We start from the raw sequence: 14,743 nt of genomic DNA, 5'->3' as shown, positions 1-14,743 counted from the left end.
CTTCGCTCCTTAACGGGTGATCATATCGTCGCGATGAACCGCCACCGGGCCATATTCATAGCCGAGAATAGCGTCAATTTGTTGAGAGTGATGCCCGGCGATACGTCGCAGCGCATCGCTGTTGTAGCGGCTGACGCCGTGGGCAATGTCGCGACCATCGAGACTACGGATACGGATCACTTCACCACGGGAGAAGTTTCCTGTCACGCTTTTAATGCCTTTAGGAAGTAATGAGCTACCGCGCTCCAGAATGGCGGAGGTGGCGCCCTCATCAACGGTGATTTCACCGGCGGGCGGCGCGCCGAAGATCCAGCGCTTACGGTTCTCCAGCGGAGATTCCTGGGCGTGAAACCGCGTGCCGACGGAGAGGTTTTCCATCACGTCGCCAATTACGCCGGGGCGGCTGCCAGCGGCAATGATAGTATCAATACCAGCCCGGCAGGCGACATCAGCGGCCTGAAGTTTGGTGCCCATGCCGCCGGTTCCGAGCCCCGAAACGCTGTCGCCGGCGATGGCGCGCAGGGCGTCGTCGATGCTGTAAACATCTTTAATCAGTTCAGCGTCAGGGTTGCTGCGCGGATCGGCGGTAAAAAGCCCCTGCTGATCGGTCAGTAGCAGCAGTTTATCCGCACCGGCGAGGATCGCCGCCAGCGCCGAGAGATTGTCGTTATCGCCTACTTTGATTTCGGTGGTCGCCACCGCGTCATTCTCATTGATGACCGGCACAATATTGTTATCCAGCAGCGCACGAAGGGTGTCGCGTGCGTTGAGGAAACGCTCTCTGTCTTCCATATCAGCGCGGGTCAGCAGCATCTGCCCGATATGAATGCCATAGATGGAGAAAAGTTGTTCCCAGAGCTGGATCAGGCGGCTCTGCCCGACGGCGGCCAGCAGCTGTTTGGAGGCGATGGTGGCCGGAAGCTCCGGATAGCCGAGGTGCTCGCGTCCGGCAGCGATCGCGCCAGAGGTTACGATAACGATACGGTGCCCGGCGGCATGTAACTGCGCGCACTGGCGTACCAGCTCAACAATATGGGCCCGATTGAGGCGGCGCGATCCGCCCGTTAATACACTGGTGCCCAGTTTTACCACCAGCGTCTGGCTGTCACTCATCATTTTCTGCCGTTATACAAATCATAAATGGATATCAGGCAAATGTTGTAACAGGAGTGAGAGCGCTTGCCAACTCTCGCGACATCAGGCATGACATTTTGTTGCGCAGGATCAGCAAGCGTAGCGGCTGATGTTTACATTCAGATTACAAACATAATTAAAATGAATATTTTAGAAATAATCTGAAACTGTCATAAATCTTTCATCCGCAAACGTTAAAACCCTTCATGTTTTCAACGGGGCAGTCGCCCGATATTTATTAGCGCGTCTTTCAAAGAAGCAGGGTTAAAAATGAAAAAAAGTATTCTGGCATTAGTGGTAATGGGTGTTGTCGCTTCCTCTGCGGCACATGCGGCTGAAGTTTATAATAAGAACAGCAATAAACTTGACGTGTATGGCAAAGTAAAAGCTATGCACTACTTCAGTGATAATGACAGCAAAGATGGCGACCAGACTTATGTGCGTTTTGGTTTTAAAGGTGAAACGCAAATTAACGATCAATTGACCGGTTTCGGTCGCTGGGAAGCGGAATTTGCCGGCAACAAAGAAGAAGGCAACAGCAGCACGCAGAAAACACGTCTGGCTTTCGCCGGTCTGAAATTCAGCGAGTTTGGCTCGATTGATTACGGTCGTAACCTCGGTGCCCTGTACGACGTTGAAGCCTGGACCGATATGTTCCCGGAGTTCGGCGGCGACTCGTCCGGTCAGACCGATAACTTTATGACCAAGCGCTCCAGCGGGCTGGCAACCTACCGTAATACCGACTTTTTCGGCGCTGTTGACGGTCTGGATTTGACCCTCCAGTATCAGGGTAAAAACGAAGGTCGTAGCGACGTTAAAAAACAGAATGGCGACGGTGTCGGCACCTCACTGAGCTATGATTTCGGCGGCAGCGATTTCGCTATCAGCGGTGCGTATACCAACTCAGACCGCACCGACGATCAGCAGAATCTGGCGCTGGCACCCCGCGGTCACGGCGACAAAGCGGAAGCCTGGGCAACCGGTCTGAAATATGATGCGAATAATATTTATCTGGCAACCATGTATGCCGAAACCCGCAATATGACGCCAATTTCCGGCGGTTTCGCAAATAAGGCTCAGCATTTTGAAGCGGTTGCGCAGTATCAGTTTGATTCTGGTCTGCGTCCGTCTCTGGGCTATGTACAATCCAAAGGAAAAGATATTGAAGGCGTCGGTGACGAAGATATCGTGAAATATATCGATGTGGGCGCGACGTATTATTTCAACAAAAACATGTCAGCCTTTGTTGATTATAAAATCAACCAGCTTGATAACGATAACAAACTTGGTATCAACAGCGATGACATCGTGGCCGCTGGCCTGACCTATCAGTTCTGATATCTTTAAAGTTTCATACGAAAAAGCCCTGTCCATGACAGGGCTTTTTTTAATGACCGTGTTTATCACTGTCTCAGGCCGGGTACTTAAGTACCTGCTCGGAGAAACCCTCTGCTGGCTCCAGAGAAAGCTCAAGCGTTTTCAGCAGTTCGCGCGCTCTTTCATGAAACTGACGTAAGGTATGCTCAAGACGTTCGGTGACTTCAGGATCTTTGATCTCAGTGGGCTGCCACTTACCCTCTTTATCAAACAGGCCGAAATGATAGCGATAGGTAAAGCGCTTTTCCTCTGCGTCCATCTCCATCCACCATCCCCAGAACTCACGCTTTTCAGGTGCCGGTTTGACATTGACGCAAACTGCCAGGCAATCGAAAAAGAAGCGGGTATCTTCACATTGCTCCTCACGGATGTAAGGGCCCAGCGCCGTGAATTTCTTAATCAGTCTGCTTTTCGGGTGTCCACTCGGTAACGTCATTGCTATCTCCTTTTGTGATGCAACTGTTTTACCAAATCAATAGAAATTAGCAAACTATTAACCAAATCTATGATTAATCCAGGCGGTAATTTCCTTCAACGCCTTGTCAAAGTTGCGATACACCGGACTAAAAGCAATGGGCAGCAGCTTGCCGTCAGCGGATGAAGACACAATGAGACGAGACTCCTCTTCCGGACTGAACGGATCGTTTTGCCAGTAGCCGGACAGCATCGGCGTCGGGCAGCGACGCCCCAGTAATCCCTGCGTCTTCAGCGAATAGCGGTTCAGTTCAATACGTAATGCGTCGTCTGACGCATCGTGCATTCCAAGACGGCTGGCCAGCACATCCAGATACATTTCCGGCACCCGTCCCTGACGCAGCGGATCGTTAAGCAGCGCGTGGACCACCGGCCCGAGGCAGGCGACGGCTTTTAGCCGCGGCGACTCGAGATAGGCCAGCCGCACCGCCACGTTGGCACCAAAACGAAATCCAAACAACGCCACGCGGGTATGATCGATCCACGGGATATTCGGCAGGGTCTTTAATACCTGCTGATGCAGCATGCTGGAATCCTGCGTTAGCTTCCATTTTGAAGAGAAGCCGATCGAGGGCATATCCAGCGTCAGCATGGCGATGCCCAGCGGCGCAAAATAGCGTTCAAACAGGCTGTAATAATCAAATTGCAGCGAGTCGAGGCCGCCGCACATGAGGATGGTCGGGAAAGGGCCTTCCCCTTCCGGCATATGTAAAAAACCGGTCACGGGAGAACCGCCGGGAATGGCGAATTCCATTTCACGCATCTGTCCCGGCAGACGCTGGGCCGCTTCTTCGTAGGCACGGCTGGCCAGCACCTGCGCCTGCTCGGCCAGTTCATCGCCTTTCAGATGGGGATAGGCTGCAATACTGTAAAGGTTAGAAGCATGCAGCCAGTGGCGGCCGCAGAGGGTCGCATTTTCTTCCTGGCTGGCTTTTTGCTGCCAGAGCATAGCCTGCTTTGACCATTCATAGATCCAGTTGCCGCCGCGATAGCCAACCACCGTATCATAGAGGTTGGGATCGGTACGTTCAGCGGTGCTCATCACGATGCGCGACTGGACATCAAGAATTTCACGCGCATCAACGCCGCGCGAGATCCACATCAGGCGGTTTACCATGCGATACCAGTGTGGAACGTTTTTACCGTCCAGCGTGGATTGCACCAGCGGCTGTTCGCCCGGATTAAACCGACGTACCAGCGTCGAGGTTTCAGGATGTTTAAAACGAGGTTTAAACAGGGTTTCGCTGAGATTGGCCTGGGTCATTGCGCGCAGCCTCCATGATGACGTCATTAAGGCTTATTGTAACGCGTTGGAGGCTAAAATGAACAACGCCCGGTATCACCGGGCGCTGAAAGCAGGGAAATTAACGGCCTGAGATAGGCGGAATGAAGACAACGCCCATATCCCACGGCTGTTCAATCCAGGTATCCTGCGGGATATCAACAACGTAATCATCCACCAGCGGACGACCAGCCGGTTTGGCAAAGATAGTGACGAAATGTGCTTTTGGGTACATTTCGCGGATCGCAACGGCGGTGCCGCCGGTATCAACCAGATCGTCAATGACGATGAAACCTTCGCCATCGCCTTCGGCGCGCTTGAGGACTTTCAGCTCGCGCTGGTTGTCGTGGTCATAGCTGGAAATGCAAACGGTATCTACATGACGAATACCCAGTTCACGCGCCAGCAGCGCGCCAGGAACCAGACCCCCACGGCTAACGGCAATAATGCCTTTCCACTGTTCTGACGGCATCAGGCGTGTGGCCAGTTTGCGTGCGTGAATCTGCAACATGTCCCAGGTGACGACGTATTTTTCGCTCATGTGAAGTGTCCCAGCCTGTTTTTACGGCTTAAAAAGTGTTCGAGGGGGAAATAGGTTGCGCGAGATTATAGAGATCTGAAACGCTAAAAACCAGTGTTAAGCGGCATTGCGGGGTGTTTTTGCGTGCTTAATACTGGTCGTAACCGGATAAAGTGGTATTCTCAAGCTCATCCCGCAAGCCTGACTTGTCGTGTGATCTTTTTTGCTAACCCTTGACCTGCAAGCCTCTTTGCAGAAAGTCGAAAGGAGACTTATCGTGTCTGAACTGTCTCAATTATCTCCGCAGCCGCTGTGGGATATTTTTGCCAAAATTTGTTCCATTCCCCACCCGTCTCACCATGAAGAAGAACTCGCGCAGCACATTATGGGCTGGGCAAAAGAGAAAGGTCTGTTTGTCGATCGTGACGCTGTAGGCAATATCCTGCTTCGTAAAACCGCGACAGCGGGTATGGAAAATCGTAAACCGGTAGTTTTACAGGCGCATCTGGATATGGTGCCGCAGAAAAACAACGATACGGTACACGACTTCACTACAGATCCGATCCAACCGTATATCGACGGCGAATGGGTTAAAGCGCGCGGCACCACGCTGGGGGCGGATAACGGCATCGGTATGGCTTCCGCGCTGGCTGTTCTCGCTGACGACAGCGTTGAACATGGTCCGCTGGAAGTTCTGCTGACCATGACCGAAGAGACCGGCATGGACGGTGCTTTTGGTCTGCAGGCGGGCTGGTTACAGGCGGATATTCTGATTAACACCGACTCTGAAGAGGAAGGTGAAATCTATATGGGCTGCGCGGGTGGTATCGATTTTACCTCCAACCTGACCCTGACGCGTGAAGCGATCCCGGCCGATTTTCAGTCGTTTAAACTGACGTTGAAAGGTCTGAAAGGCGGCCACTCTGGCGGCGATATCCATTTAGGTCTGGGCAACGCCAACAAACTGCTGGCACGCTTCCTCGCGGCCCACGCGGCTGAACTGGATCTGCGACTGGTGGATTTTAACGGCGGCACGTTGCGTAACGCTATCCCGCGTGAAGCCTTTGCCACCGTTGCCGTCTCTGCCGATAAAGCAGAACAGTTGAAAACGCAGGTTGCCGCTTATCTGGATATCCTGAAAAACGAACTGTCGATCAAAGAAAAAAATCTGACCGTCGTGCTGGAATCCGCTACCACCGATAAAGGTGCGCTTAACGCCCCGTCTCGCAATAGCTTTGTGCACTTGCTGAACGCTACCCCGAACGGCGTGATCCGCAATTCCGACGTGGCGAAAGGCGTGGTGGAAACCTCCCTGAACGTGGGCGTGGTGACCATGACCGACGATAACGTTGAGATCCACTGCCTGATCCGCTCGCTGATCGACAGCGGTAAAGACTACGTAGTAAGCATGCTGGAATCGCTGGGTAAACTAGCGGGAGCCAAAACTCAGCCGAAAGGCGGCTATCCCGGCTGGCAGCCGGATGCCAGTTCACCGGTAATGCAACTGGTGCGTGAAACCTACCAGCGCTTGTTCAATAAAACGCCGAACATTCAGGTGATCCACGCCGGTCTGGAATGCGGTCTGTTCAAGAAGCCGTATCCGCAGATGGATATGGTGTCTATCGGGCCAACCATTACCGGTCCGCACTCCCCGGATGAGCAGGTACATATCGAAAGCGTGGGCCAGTACTGGACGCTGCTGACCGAGCTGCTGAAGGCGATTCCGCAGAAGTAATAATCTCCGCGCCATAACAGAGGCGCGGATTTTTTGATGATGAACCCGGCAAATGCTTGCCGGGTTCATGTCCGTTACGATACCGCGCTAAAATTCATCCCCTTAAACGTTCGCACAGGATCCCCCCGCTCAATTTGATGATGAAACATCCGCCGCTGCGATTTTAATTCCGCGCCCTGTTCCTGCTGCCGCTGCTCCAGCTTATGTGCTATCAGTAAACAGGCCAGCCGCTTGTTGGCATGCTGGCTGCGCTCCGACTGCACTTTAACGCTGATCCCCGTCGCAATATGCGTGGCGCGCACCGCCGAGTCGGTTTTATTGACGTGCTGACCGCCCGGCCCGGAGGAACGCAGGGTTTCAAAACGTATCTCTGAGGAAAACGCCTGCTCCGGTGGGGTAAAGCGCGCCGCGCCCACGTACCAGTTTTTGCGTCCGTGGTGTGGGCGATACGGGCTGGCGCAAATCCACTGTAGCGTGCCGCACCAGCGTTCGCTGAGCGCCATGGCCTTGGCGCCGTCCAGCGAAACCAGCGCAGAGCGCAGCGTATCGGGTATGCGTCCTGGCTCCGTTTCGAGCAGCGTCAGCGAGACCTTCTCACTGGCGGCCTCTTTCACCAGACGATTCAGCGCTTTTTGCACCGCCAGACAGCACTCGTCCGGCCCCTGAGCAGAAGAGAGTTGCAGTAAGATCATACGCTTTTCTCCCCTGCGGTTTTCAACGTCAGCACCGGGCGCAGGCGGGCAACCGGCGTAATCAGCCCGGCATCAAACAGACAATCCACCACGCTGTCGACAGATTTATACGCCTGCGGCGCTTCTTCATAAATCAGCTGGCGATCGCGGCAAATCACCCGGCTGCCCATGTCGGTACGACTGAGCTGGAGCGGGGTAAATTTTGCCGACAACCGGCCCTTACACTCGGTGCGCATCCACTTACGCCCCGCGCCGTGCGCCAGTGAGAAAAGGCTCTCTTCGCTGACAACCGGTTTTACCAGCCAGCTATAGTCGCCACGCGAACCGGGAATGATCACCAGCCCCTCTCCGTCAGGCGTAGCGCCTTTGCGATGCAGCCAACCTGCTTCCCCCGCTACCGTGCAGGGCTCGACGAAGTTATGCGCCACATCTAACAGCGGTTCGCCCTCTGCTTTGATCTGTTGCAGGATCCGCCGGGCAATCAGTTCACGATTGCAGCGGGCAAAGGCCAGCGCATCGTTGTGCTCATCAAGATAGCGGCGTGCATCGTCACTCTCTTGCGGCAAACCGTCATGTGAAAACGCCTCAACGTGGCGGCGTAAAATAGCCTGCCCCAGCCCGCGTGAACCGCTGTGTACCAGCAGTAATAGCTGCGCTTTCTGTAAACCTGACAGAACGAACGTGTCAGCATCGGCGATGCTATCGATCTGCTGAAGCTCGGCAAAATGATTGCCGCCGCCAATCGATCCCAGCGCGGAATGCCAGGGATGATGTTGCATTGCCGCGGGGACATTTTCCGCCAGCCACTGCGCTTCCGCCACATCCGGAAGCTCAGCCAGCCGCTTTTCCGTTTTGTCAGCGTTGTACTTGCGAGCCGGTAAATCGGTTTGCCACAGCGCCATTCCGCAGCCGATATCGTTGCCCACCAGCGCCGGGTAAAAACGCCCGCGGGAAAAAAACGCCGCGCCGATGGGATAGCCACGTCCCGGATGCAAATCGGGCATTCCGACGACGCGCGTCATGCCCGCTAATTTAGCGGTAGTGTGTAATTGTTGGATCGCAGAACCTTCGATCCACAGGTTATCGGAAGCGATGGAAAATACCGCATCAGATAAAGGACGAATATAATTGCCCATATACCATTCCATATATGAATTAAAAAATCAGGAAATGGCAGACGAATCCAGAGCAATAAAGGGAGATTAATCCTGGAAATGTCTGCAAAGTGCGTTCAGGGAATTAAATGTCATGATGAACCTCCTTTGCAGTTATTGAGAGTAGAAAACGCGCGTATAGTAATACTGAAATTCGGGTTGCGCAATGGTTATTAAATCTCAAAGGCCTGACTTATAATCCCAGCACCAGCTGACGCTCAAGCTGCGGGTCAAGCAGCGTGACGTGCAGTCCGACCAGCCTGACGCCCCGCCCGCCCCGGCGTTCATCCCAGGTTTTACGCGCGGTGGCGATTAAATCTTCTTTATTTAGCCGCGGCCAGACGTGCTCCTGGGTCGTCAGCTGAAAATCATTGAATTTGAGTTTAACCCCCTGACGGGCAATGAGCAGATCGGGCTTCACTTTTGCCAGCCGGCTTTCCAGTTCCGGATAAAGACGTTCAATAATGGCTTCGCATTCGGGCCATTCGTGAATATCCTCTGCCAGCGTGCGTTCGACGCCGACCGATTTACGTAACCGTTCATTATTCACCGTGCGTTCATCAATACCCTGGCTACGCTCCCATAATACACGGCCAAATTTGCCAAAGCGCTTCAGCAGCAGCGCCAGATCGCTATTTTGCACGTCTCCACAGGTCCGCAGCCCCATATTTTCCAGCTTCGCCGCCGAGACCTTGCCGACGCCGGGAATTTTACTTAACGGCAGCGTTTTAATGAAATTCGGCACCTCTTCCGGCGTAATAACATATTGCCCATCAGGTTTATTCAGATCGGAAGCAATTTTGGCGAGGAATTTAATCGGTGCAACACCGGCTGAGGCGGTGAGATTGAGTTCATCAGAAATGGTCTTGCGGATCTGCTGCGCCATTAACGTCGCGGAGCCGTGGCAGTGCAGGCTGTCAGTGACGTCCAGATAGGCTTCATCCAGCGAAAGCGGTTCAATCAGCGACGTGTAGCGGGAGAAGATTTCGCGGATATGATCAGAGGCTTCACGGTAAGCTTCAAAGCGTCCCGGCAATAGCGTCAGATGGGGACATAATTTTAGCGCCATCGCCGTCGACATCGCGCTACGCACGCCGAATTTACGCGCCGGATAGTTGGCGGTGCTGATCACGCCGCGCCGCTCACGGCTGCCGCCAATGGCGATAGGGATATCACGCAGGGACGGGTTGTCGCGCATCTCTACCGCTGCGAAAAAGCAGTCCATATCGACATGTATGATCTTACGCATGAGAAGCCCCCCCGTCACTCACTGGATAAGTATACAGTGACATTGAAGTTATTGAGAAGCGTGTTTATTCTTGTTCAGGCAATCCGTCAGCCGTTTCGTTTGAAAGTCCGTAAAAAGACGGTTTAACGCAAACTGGTTTGTAAACGCTGTACATCAGGCTTGCGAAAAAATACGGTGGTGCTAATGTGAGCGCTCCTAATCCAGATAAGTCTGATTTCGGGTCTCTTTTGCCGTTCTGGCAATGTGGTAACGTTTATCAAGGAACAAGCAGTATGCGCATAATCGCATTTTTTCTTGCGATGCTTCTGATGCCGTGTGTCTCTTTTGCCGGCCTGACCGGTTCAGCAGCGCCGGTGAACAAAGAGTATAAGCAGCAGTTAATGGGGTCGCCGGTTTACATCCAGATCTTTAAGGAAGAGCGCACCCTCGATCTTTACGTCAAAATGGGCGAGAAGTATCAGCTCCTTGATAGCTACAACATCTGCAAGTACTCCGGCGGACTGGGGCCCAAGCAGCGTCAGGGCGACTTCAAGAGTCCTGAAGGGTTCTATACCGTCCAGCGTAGCCAGCTAAAACCCGACAGTCGCTTCTATAAAGCCATCAATATTGGTTTTCCGAACGCCTACGATCGTGCACACGGCTATGAAGGCAAGTACCTGATGATTCACGGCAACTGCGTGTCCATTGGTTGCTATGCCATGACCGATTCCGGCATTGATGAAATCTTCCAGTTTGTTACCGGAGCCCTGGTATTTGGTCAGCCGGTCGTTCAGGTCAGTATCTATCCCTTCCGCATGACTGATGCCAATATGCAGCGGCATAAGTACTCCGCGTATATCGATTTCTGGAAGCAATTGAAACCTGGCTACGATTACTTTGCGCTAACTCAGGAGCCGCCGATGGTTTCCGTTGTTGACGGACGCTACGTGGTCAGCAAGCCGCTGAGCCACGAGATTGTGCATCCGCAGCTGGCGTCAAACTATACGCTCCCCGAGGCAAAATAACGCCCACTCGCCTGGCATAATTTTTTGCCAGGTTTCATTACCCGTTAAGGGTTGGGTCGCGATCACGGAGACCACATCGTTCGGTGTGGTTTCCCGCTGAAAATCAATTTCCATATCCTGATCGATGAGCGTTGCCAGCCCGAACGGCGCACGGCGCGTGATCCAGTACAAATTCGTCGAGCAGAACGCCATCACATAGCGCCCGTCTGACAGCAGCATGTTAAACACGCCCTTCTGGCGCATTTCTCCGGCAAGACTCGCAATATATTTAAAAACCGCCAGCATGTTGCCCGGCGTGCGCGGATAGCGCTGGGTCAGTTTATGCAGCAGCCAGCAAAATGCTTTCTCGCTGTCGGTCTCGCCTACCGGACGAAACATGCCCGTTTCAAGTGATTTATAACCCGTCATTTGCCCGTTGTGGGCGTAGGTCCAGTTGCGTCCCCACAGCTCGCGGGTAAAAGGGTGCGTGTTTTCCAGCGCCACTTCACCCCGGTTGGCCTGCCGAATATGCGCCACCACGGAGCAGGACTTAATCGGATAGTCCTGAACCAGCCTGGCGATCGGTGAGTTAAAGCTCGGTTGCGGATCTTTGAATGTGCGACAACCTTTGCCTTCGTAAAAGGTAATGCCCCAGCCGTCTTTATGCGGCCCGGTGCCTCCCCCGCGCTGTACAAGCCCGGTAAAACTAAAGCAGATATCAGTTGGCACATTCGCGCTCATCCCGAGCAGTTCACACATAGCTCACCTCATAACACAATGCGGGTTGCCCCGCAAAATCAGGCTTTAACCATCTCTTTTTCGATCAGCTGGATCAGGATATGAATGACTTTAATATGGATTTCCTGAATGCGATCGGCATAACCAAAATGCGGCACACGGATTTCAATGTCCGCCGTTCCTGCCATCTTACCGCCATCTTTTCCGGTCAGGGTTATCACCTTCATCCCTTTCTCGCGGGCCGCTTCGATAGCTTTGATAACGTTAGCGGAATTGCCAGACGTAGAGATCCCCAACAGTACGTCGCCTTCACGACCTACCGCTTCAACGTAGCGGGAAAAAATATAATCGTAGCCAAAATCGTTGCTCACGCAGGAAATATGGCTGACGTCGGAAATAGCGATCGCCGGATAGCCTGGACGGTTTTCACGGTAACGTCCCGTCAGCTCTTCCGCAAAGTGCATCGCATCGCAATGAGAGCCGCCGTTGCCGCAGGAAAGCACTTTACCGCCCGCCTTGAAGCTGTCGGCCAGCAGCACCGCCGCGCGCTGCACCGCGTGAATATTGGCTTCATCTTTCAGAAAGTTAGCCAGCGTTTCCGCCGCTTCGTTCAGTTCATTACGAATCAGATCCTGGTACATGAGGATATCCTTCAGATTTTATGAAAATGACAAGGTGCAGTGTACCCAATCGCACCAGAAGCGGGAAGCAGAAGCCGGTGCGATCCCCCTCTGTTTTGATTTTCCGTGCGCTGAAAAACGGCAACAATGTGAGCGAGGTTGTAATTATATTGTAAATACATTGCTAAAAAAAATAACATCCACTACAACCATATCATCACAAGTGGTCAGACCTCCTACAAGCCAGGGAGCTTTTCTTTATGATGATTTTGAGTATTGTTGCCACCGTTATTCTGCTCGGCGTGCTGTTCTATCACCGGGTCAGCTTAGTTTTGAGTAGTCTGATTTTAATTGCCTGGACGGCGGCGCTGGGCGCGGCTGGCATCTGGTCGCTGTGGATGCTGCTGCCCGTTTTGCTGCTCCTGCTCCCGCTGAATCTTAAGCCTATGCGCAAATCGATGATTTCCGTTCCGGCATTCCGCAGCTTCCGTAAAGTGATGCCGCCAATGTCGCGGACGGAAAAAGAGGCGATTGACGCGGGCACAACCTGGTGGGAAGGTGATTTGTTCCGCGGCACGCCGGACTGGAAAAAGCTGCACAGCTACCCGCAGCCGCATCTGACCGCCGAAGAACAGGCTTTTATTGATGGTCCGACGGAAGAAGCCTGCCGTATGGCGAATGATTTCGAGATCACCCATGAACTGGCCGATCTGCCGCCGGAACTGTGGGCGTTTCTGAAAGAACATCGCTTCTTTGCGATGATTATCAAGAAAGAGTACGGCGGCCTGGAATTCTCCGCTTATGCACAGTCTCGCGTACTGCAAAAACTCTCCGGCGTCTCCGGGATCCTGGCGATTACCGTCGGCGTGCCGAACTCTTTAGGGCCGGGCGAACTGTTGCAGCATTACGGCACTGAAGAACAGAAAAATCATTATCTGCCGCGTCTGGCGCGCGGTCAGGAGATCCCCTGCTTTGCGTTGACCAGCCCGGAAGCTGGCTCCGATGCGGGCGCGATCCCGGATACCGGCGTTGTCTGCATGGGCGACTGGCAGGGTGAGCAGGTGCTGGGCATGCGCCTGACCTGGAACAAGCGTTATATTACGCTGGCCCCTATCGCCACCGTACTGGGCCTGGCCTTTAAGTTAACCGACCCGGATAAACTGCTGGGCGGCGAAGAGAACCTCGGTATCACCTGCGCGCTGATCCCGACCACCACGCCGGGCGTTGAGATTGGTCTTCGTCACTTCCCGCTGAACGTGCCGTTCCAGAACGGGCCAACCCGCGGTCAGGACGTTTTCGTCCCGATTGACTACATCATCGGCGGGCCGAAGATGGCCGGTCAGGGCTGGCGTATGCTGGTTGAATGTCTGTCTGTCGGACGTGGTATTACTCTGCCTTCCAACTCCACGGGCGGCCTGAAATCGGCGGCGATGGCGACCGGTGCGTACGCACATATCCGTCGTCAGTTCAAAGTCTCCATCGGCAAAATGGAGGGCATCGAAGAGCCGCTGGCGCGTATTGCCGGTAACGCTTACGTGATGGACGCTGCGGCCTCATTGATTACCTACGGCATTATGCTGGGTGAAAAACCGGCCGTACTGTCTGCCATCGTGAAATATCACTGTACCCATCGTGGACAGCGCGCCATCATCGATGCAATGGATATCACCGGCGGTAAAGGTATTATGCTGGGCGAAGGCAACTTCCTGGCGCGTGCCTATCAGGGTGCACCGATTGCGATTACCGTTGAAGGCGCAAATATCCTGACCCGCAGCATGATGATCTTCGGTCAGGGGGCGATCCGCTGCCATCCTTACGTGCTCGATGAGATGGCCGCCGCGCAGAATAACGATGCCGACGCGTTTGATACCCTGCTGTTTAAACATATCGGCCACGTCGGTTCTAACGTCGTGCGAAGCTTCTGGCTGGGGCTGACGCGTGGCCTTACCAGCGCGTCGCCGGCGCAGGATGCGACTAAACGCTATTACCAGCATATTAACCGCCTGAGCGCTAACCTGGCCTTGCTGTCAGATGTGTCAATGGCGGTACTGGGCGGCAGCCTGAAGCGTCGCGAGCGTATTTCTGCCCGTCTTGGCGACGTGCTGAGCCAGCTTTATCTTGCCTCTGCGGTACTGAAACGCTACGACGATGAAGGTCGCCACGAAGCGGACCTGCCGCTGGTACACTGGGGCGTGCAGGATGCGCTTAATCAGGCAGAAATCGCCATCGGCGAGCTGCTGCGCAACTTTCCGAACCGCGCGGTAGCCGGGCTGCTGGGCGCGACGATCTTCCCGACAGGCCGCCATTATGATGCCCCGTCCGACAAGCTCGATCATAAAGTTGCCCGGATCCTGCAAACACCGTGTGCTACCCGTGCGCGCATCGGTCGCGGTCAGTATCTGACGCCGGACGAGCATAATCCGGTAGGGCTGCTGGAAGAGGCGCTGCGCGATGTGATGGCGGCCGATCCCATCCACCAGCGCATCTGCAAAGAGCTGGGTAAGAATCTGCCGTTCACCCGTCTGGACGAACTGGCGAAGAACGCGCTGTCCAAAGGGCTTATCAATCAGGATGAGGCCGCGCTGCTCATCAAGGCGGAAGAGAGCCGCTTGCGCAGTATCAACGTGGACGATTTCGAGCCGGATGCGCTGGCGACTAAACCGGTAAAAAAGCCGCCGGTGAAATTGCGTAAGCCTGAAGCGGCATAACGTTAACCCACTTATCAGCCCCGCTCAGGCGGGGTTTTTTATTTTTTATGCCATGCTAGAGTGACTGGATGCTGTAA

General features: G+C 54.0%; 13 protein-coding genes. 4 read left to right on the top strand and 9 right to left on the bottom strand.

Annotated elements, in window-relative coordinates:
- Positions 1 to 9: 9 nt before the first annotated feature.
- The gene (gene proB, locus P0H77_RS05580; protein ID WP_176916892.1) at positions 10 to 1,113 is read right to left on the bottom strand and encodes a glutamate 5-kinase; all 1,104 of its coding nucleotides are present in this window, start codon (positions 1,111 to 1,113) and stop codon (positions 10 to 12) included.
- Between the two features lie 291 nt (positions 1,114 to 1,404).
- Here proB and phoE point away from each other — a divergent pair, with 291 nt between their 5' ends.
- Entirely contained in the window at positions 1,405 to 2,472 is a 1,068-nt protein-coding gene (gene phoE, locus P0H77_RS05575; RefSeq protein WP_276163930.1) for a phosphoporin PhoE, read from the top strand.
- A gap of 73 nt (positions 2,473 to 2,545) precedes the next feature.
- Here the strand turns inward: phoE and crl are convergent, their stop codons facing one another.
- The 3 genes from crl to gpt form a co-directional block, all read right to left on the bottom strand.
- Positions 2,546 to 2,947 carry a sigma factor-binding protein Crl gene (gene crl / locus P0H77_RS05570; RefSeq protein ID WP_276163929.1) on the bottom strand — a complete coding sequence of 134 codons (402 nt, stop codon included), beginning with the start codon at positions 2,945 to 2,947 and terminating at the stop codon, positions 2,546 to 2,548.
- Between the two features lie 57 nt (positions 2,948 to 3,004).
- Positions 3,005 to 4,249, bottom strand: a complete 1,245-nt coding sequence (gene frsA / locus P0H77_RS05565) for an esterase FrsA (RefSeq protein ID WP_276163928.1) — start codon at positions 4,247 to 4,249, stop codon at positions 3,005 to 3,007.
- A 100-nt stretch (positions 4,250 to 4,349) separates the two neighbouring features.
- The gene (gene gpt, locus P0H77_RS05560) at positions 4,350 to 4,808 is read right to left on the bottom strand and encodes a xanthine phosphoribosyltransferase (RefSeq protein ID WP_276163927.1); all 459 of its coding nucleotides are present in this window, start codon (positions 4,806 to 4,808) and stop codon (positions 4,350 to 4,352) included.
- Between the two features lie 256 nt (positions 4,809 to 5,064).
- On the opposite strand from gpt, the gene pepD reads away from it, so the two are divergent.
- Positions 5,065 to 6,522 (top strand): cytosol nonspecific dipeptidase, encoded by a 1,458-nt coding sequence (pepD, locus tag P0H77_RS05555; protein ID WP_276163926.1) that lies wholly within the window; start codon positions 5,065 to 5,067, stop codon positions 6,520 to 6,522.
- A gap of 74 nt (positions 6,523 to 6,596) precedes the next feature.
- On the opposite strand, the gene prfH is transcribed toward pepD, so the two are convergent.
- The 3 genes from prfH to dinB all read right to left on the bottom strand — a co-directional run bounded on the left by prfH (position 6,597) and on the right by dinB (position 9,617).
- The gene (gene prfH / locus P0H77_RS05550) at positions 6,597 to 7,214 is read right to left on the bottom strand and encodes a peptide chain release factor H (protein ID WP_276163925.1); all 618 of its coding nucleotides are present in this window, start codon (positions 7,212 to 7,214) and stop codon (positions 6,597 to 6,599) included.
- On the bottom strand, positions 7,211 to 8,350 hold the full coding sequence (locus tag P0H77_RS05545) for an RNA ligase RtcB family protein (RefSeq protein ID WP_276163924.1): 1,140 nt from the start codon (positions 8,348 to 8,350) through the stop codon (positions 7,211 to 7,213). The genes prfH and P0H77_RS05545 overlap by 4 nt, the downstream gene beginning before the upstream one ends.
- Before the next feature lie 211 nt (positions 8,351 to 8,561).
- Complete coding sequence (gene dinB, locus P0H77_RS05540; protein ID WP_276163923.1) at positions 8,562 to 9,617, bottom strand: DNA polymerase IV; 1,056 nt, start codon at positions 9,615 to 9,617, stop codon at positions 8,562 to 8,564.
- A gap of 272 nt (positions 9,618 to 9,889) precedes the next feature.
- Between dinB and dpaA the strand changes: the two genes are divergently transcribed.
- On the top strand, positions 9,890 to 10,621 hold the full coding sequence (gene dpaA, locus P0H77_RS05535) for a peptidoglycan meso-diaminopimelic acid protein amidase (protein WP_194205161.1): 732 nt from the start codon (positions 9,890 to 9,892) through the stop codon (positions 10,619 to 10,621).
- On the opposite strand, the gene P0H77_RS05530 is transcribed toward dpaA, so the two are convergent.
- Together P0H77_RS05530 and lpcA are read right to left on the bottom strand one after the other, a co-directional pair.
- Positions 10,592 to 11,359, bottom strand: coding sequence for a class II glutamine amidotransferase (locus P0H77_RS05530; protein WP_276163922.1), 768 nt, complete (start codon positions 11,357 to 11,359; stop codon positions 10,592 to 10,594). The genes dpaA and P0H77_RS05530 overlap by 30 nt on opposite strands.
- Positions 11,360 to 11,397: 38 nt before the next feature.
- Positions 11,398 to 11,979: a D-sedoheptulose 7-phosphate isomerase gene (lpcA, locus tag P0H77_RS05525; protein ID WP_103674785.1), complete on the bottom strand. Its 582-nt coding sequence runs from the start codon at positions 11,977 to 11,979 to the stop codon at positions 11,398 to 11,400.
- A 239-nt stretch (positions 11,980 to 12,218) separates the two neighbouring features.
- Here lpcA and fadE point away from each other — a divergent pair, with 239 nt between their 5' ends.
- Positions 12,219 to 14,666: an acyl-CoA dehydrogenase FadE gene (fadE, locus tag P0H77_RS05520; protein WP_276163921.1), complete on the top strand. Its 2,448-nt coding sequence runs from the start codon at positions 12,219 to 12,221 to the stop codon at positions 14,664 to 14,666.
- Positions 14,667 to 14,743 lie beyond the last annotated feature (77 nt).

Source organism: Superficieibacter sp. HKU1, from assembly GCF_029319185.1.
Taxonomy (GTDB): Bacteria; Pseudomonadota; Gammaproteobacteria; order Enterobacterales; family Enterobacteriaceae; genus Superficieibacter.
The sequence above is the reverse complement of the archived record's forward strand: the minus strand, read 5'-3'. Positions and strand labels throughout refer to the sequence as shown.

What these genes read in the sequence shown, in the direction of transcription:
- fadE (WP_276163921.1), top strand. Translation starts at nt 12,219, where the DNA reads ATGATGATTTTGAGTATTGTTGCCACCGTTATTCTGCTCGGCGTGCTG.
- dinB (WP_276163923.1), bottom strand. Translation starts at nt 9,617, where the DNA reads ATGCGTAAGATCATACATGTCGATATGGACTGCTTTTTCGCAGCGGTA.
- proB (WP_176916892.1), bottom strand. Translation starts at nt 1,113, where the DNA reads ATGAGTGACAGCCAGACGCTGGTGGTAAAACTGGGCACCAGTGTATTA.
- lpcA (WP_103674785.1), bottom strand. Translation starts at nt 11,979, where the DNA reads ATGTACCAGGATCTGATTCGTAATGAACTGAACGAAGCGGCGGAAACG.
- crl (WP_276163929.1), bottom strand. Translation starts at nt 2,947, where the DNA reads ATGACGTTACCGAGTGGACACCCGAAAAGCAGACTGATTAAGAAATTC.
- prfH (WP_276163925.1), bottom strand. Translation starts at nt 7,214, where the DNA reads ATGATCTTACTGCAACTCTCTTCTGCTCAGGGGCCGGACGAGTGCTGT.
- P0H77_RS05530 (WP_276163922.1), bottom strand. Translation starts at nt 11,359, where the DNA reads ATGTGTGAACTGCTCGGGATGAGCGCGAATGTGCCAACTGATATCTGC.
- dpaA (WP_194205161.1), top strand. Translation starts at nt 9,890, where the DNA reads ATGCGCATAATCGCATTTTTTCTTGCGATGCTTCTGATGCCGTGTGTC.
- P0H77_RS05545 (WP_276163924.1), bottom strand. Translation starts at nt 8,350, where the DNA reads ATGGGCAATTATATTCGTCCTTTATCTGATGCGGTATTTTCCATCGCT.
- phoE (WP_276163930.1), top strand. Translation starts at nt 1,405, where the DNA reads ATGAAAAAAAGTATTCTGGCATTAGTGGTAATGGGTGTTGTCGCTTCC.
- gpt (WP_276163927.1), bottom strand. Translation starts at nt 4,808, where the DNA reads ATGAGCGAAAAATACGTCGTCACCTGGGACATGTTGCAGATTCACGCA.
- frsA (WP_276163928.1), bottom strand. Translation starts at nt 4,249, where the DNA reads ATGACCCAGGCCAATCTCAGCGAAACCCTGTTTAAACCTCGTTTTAAA.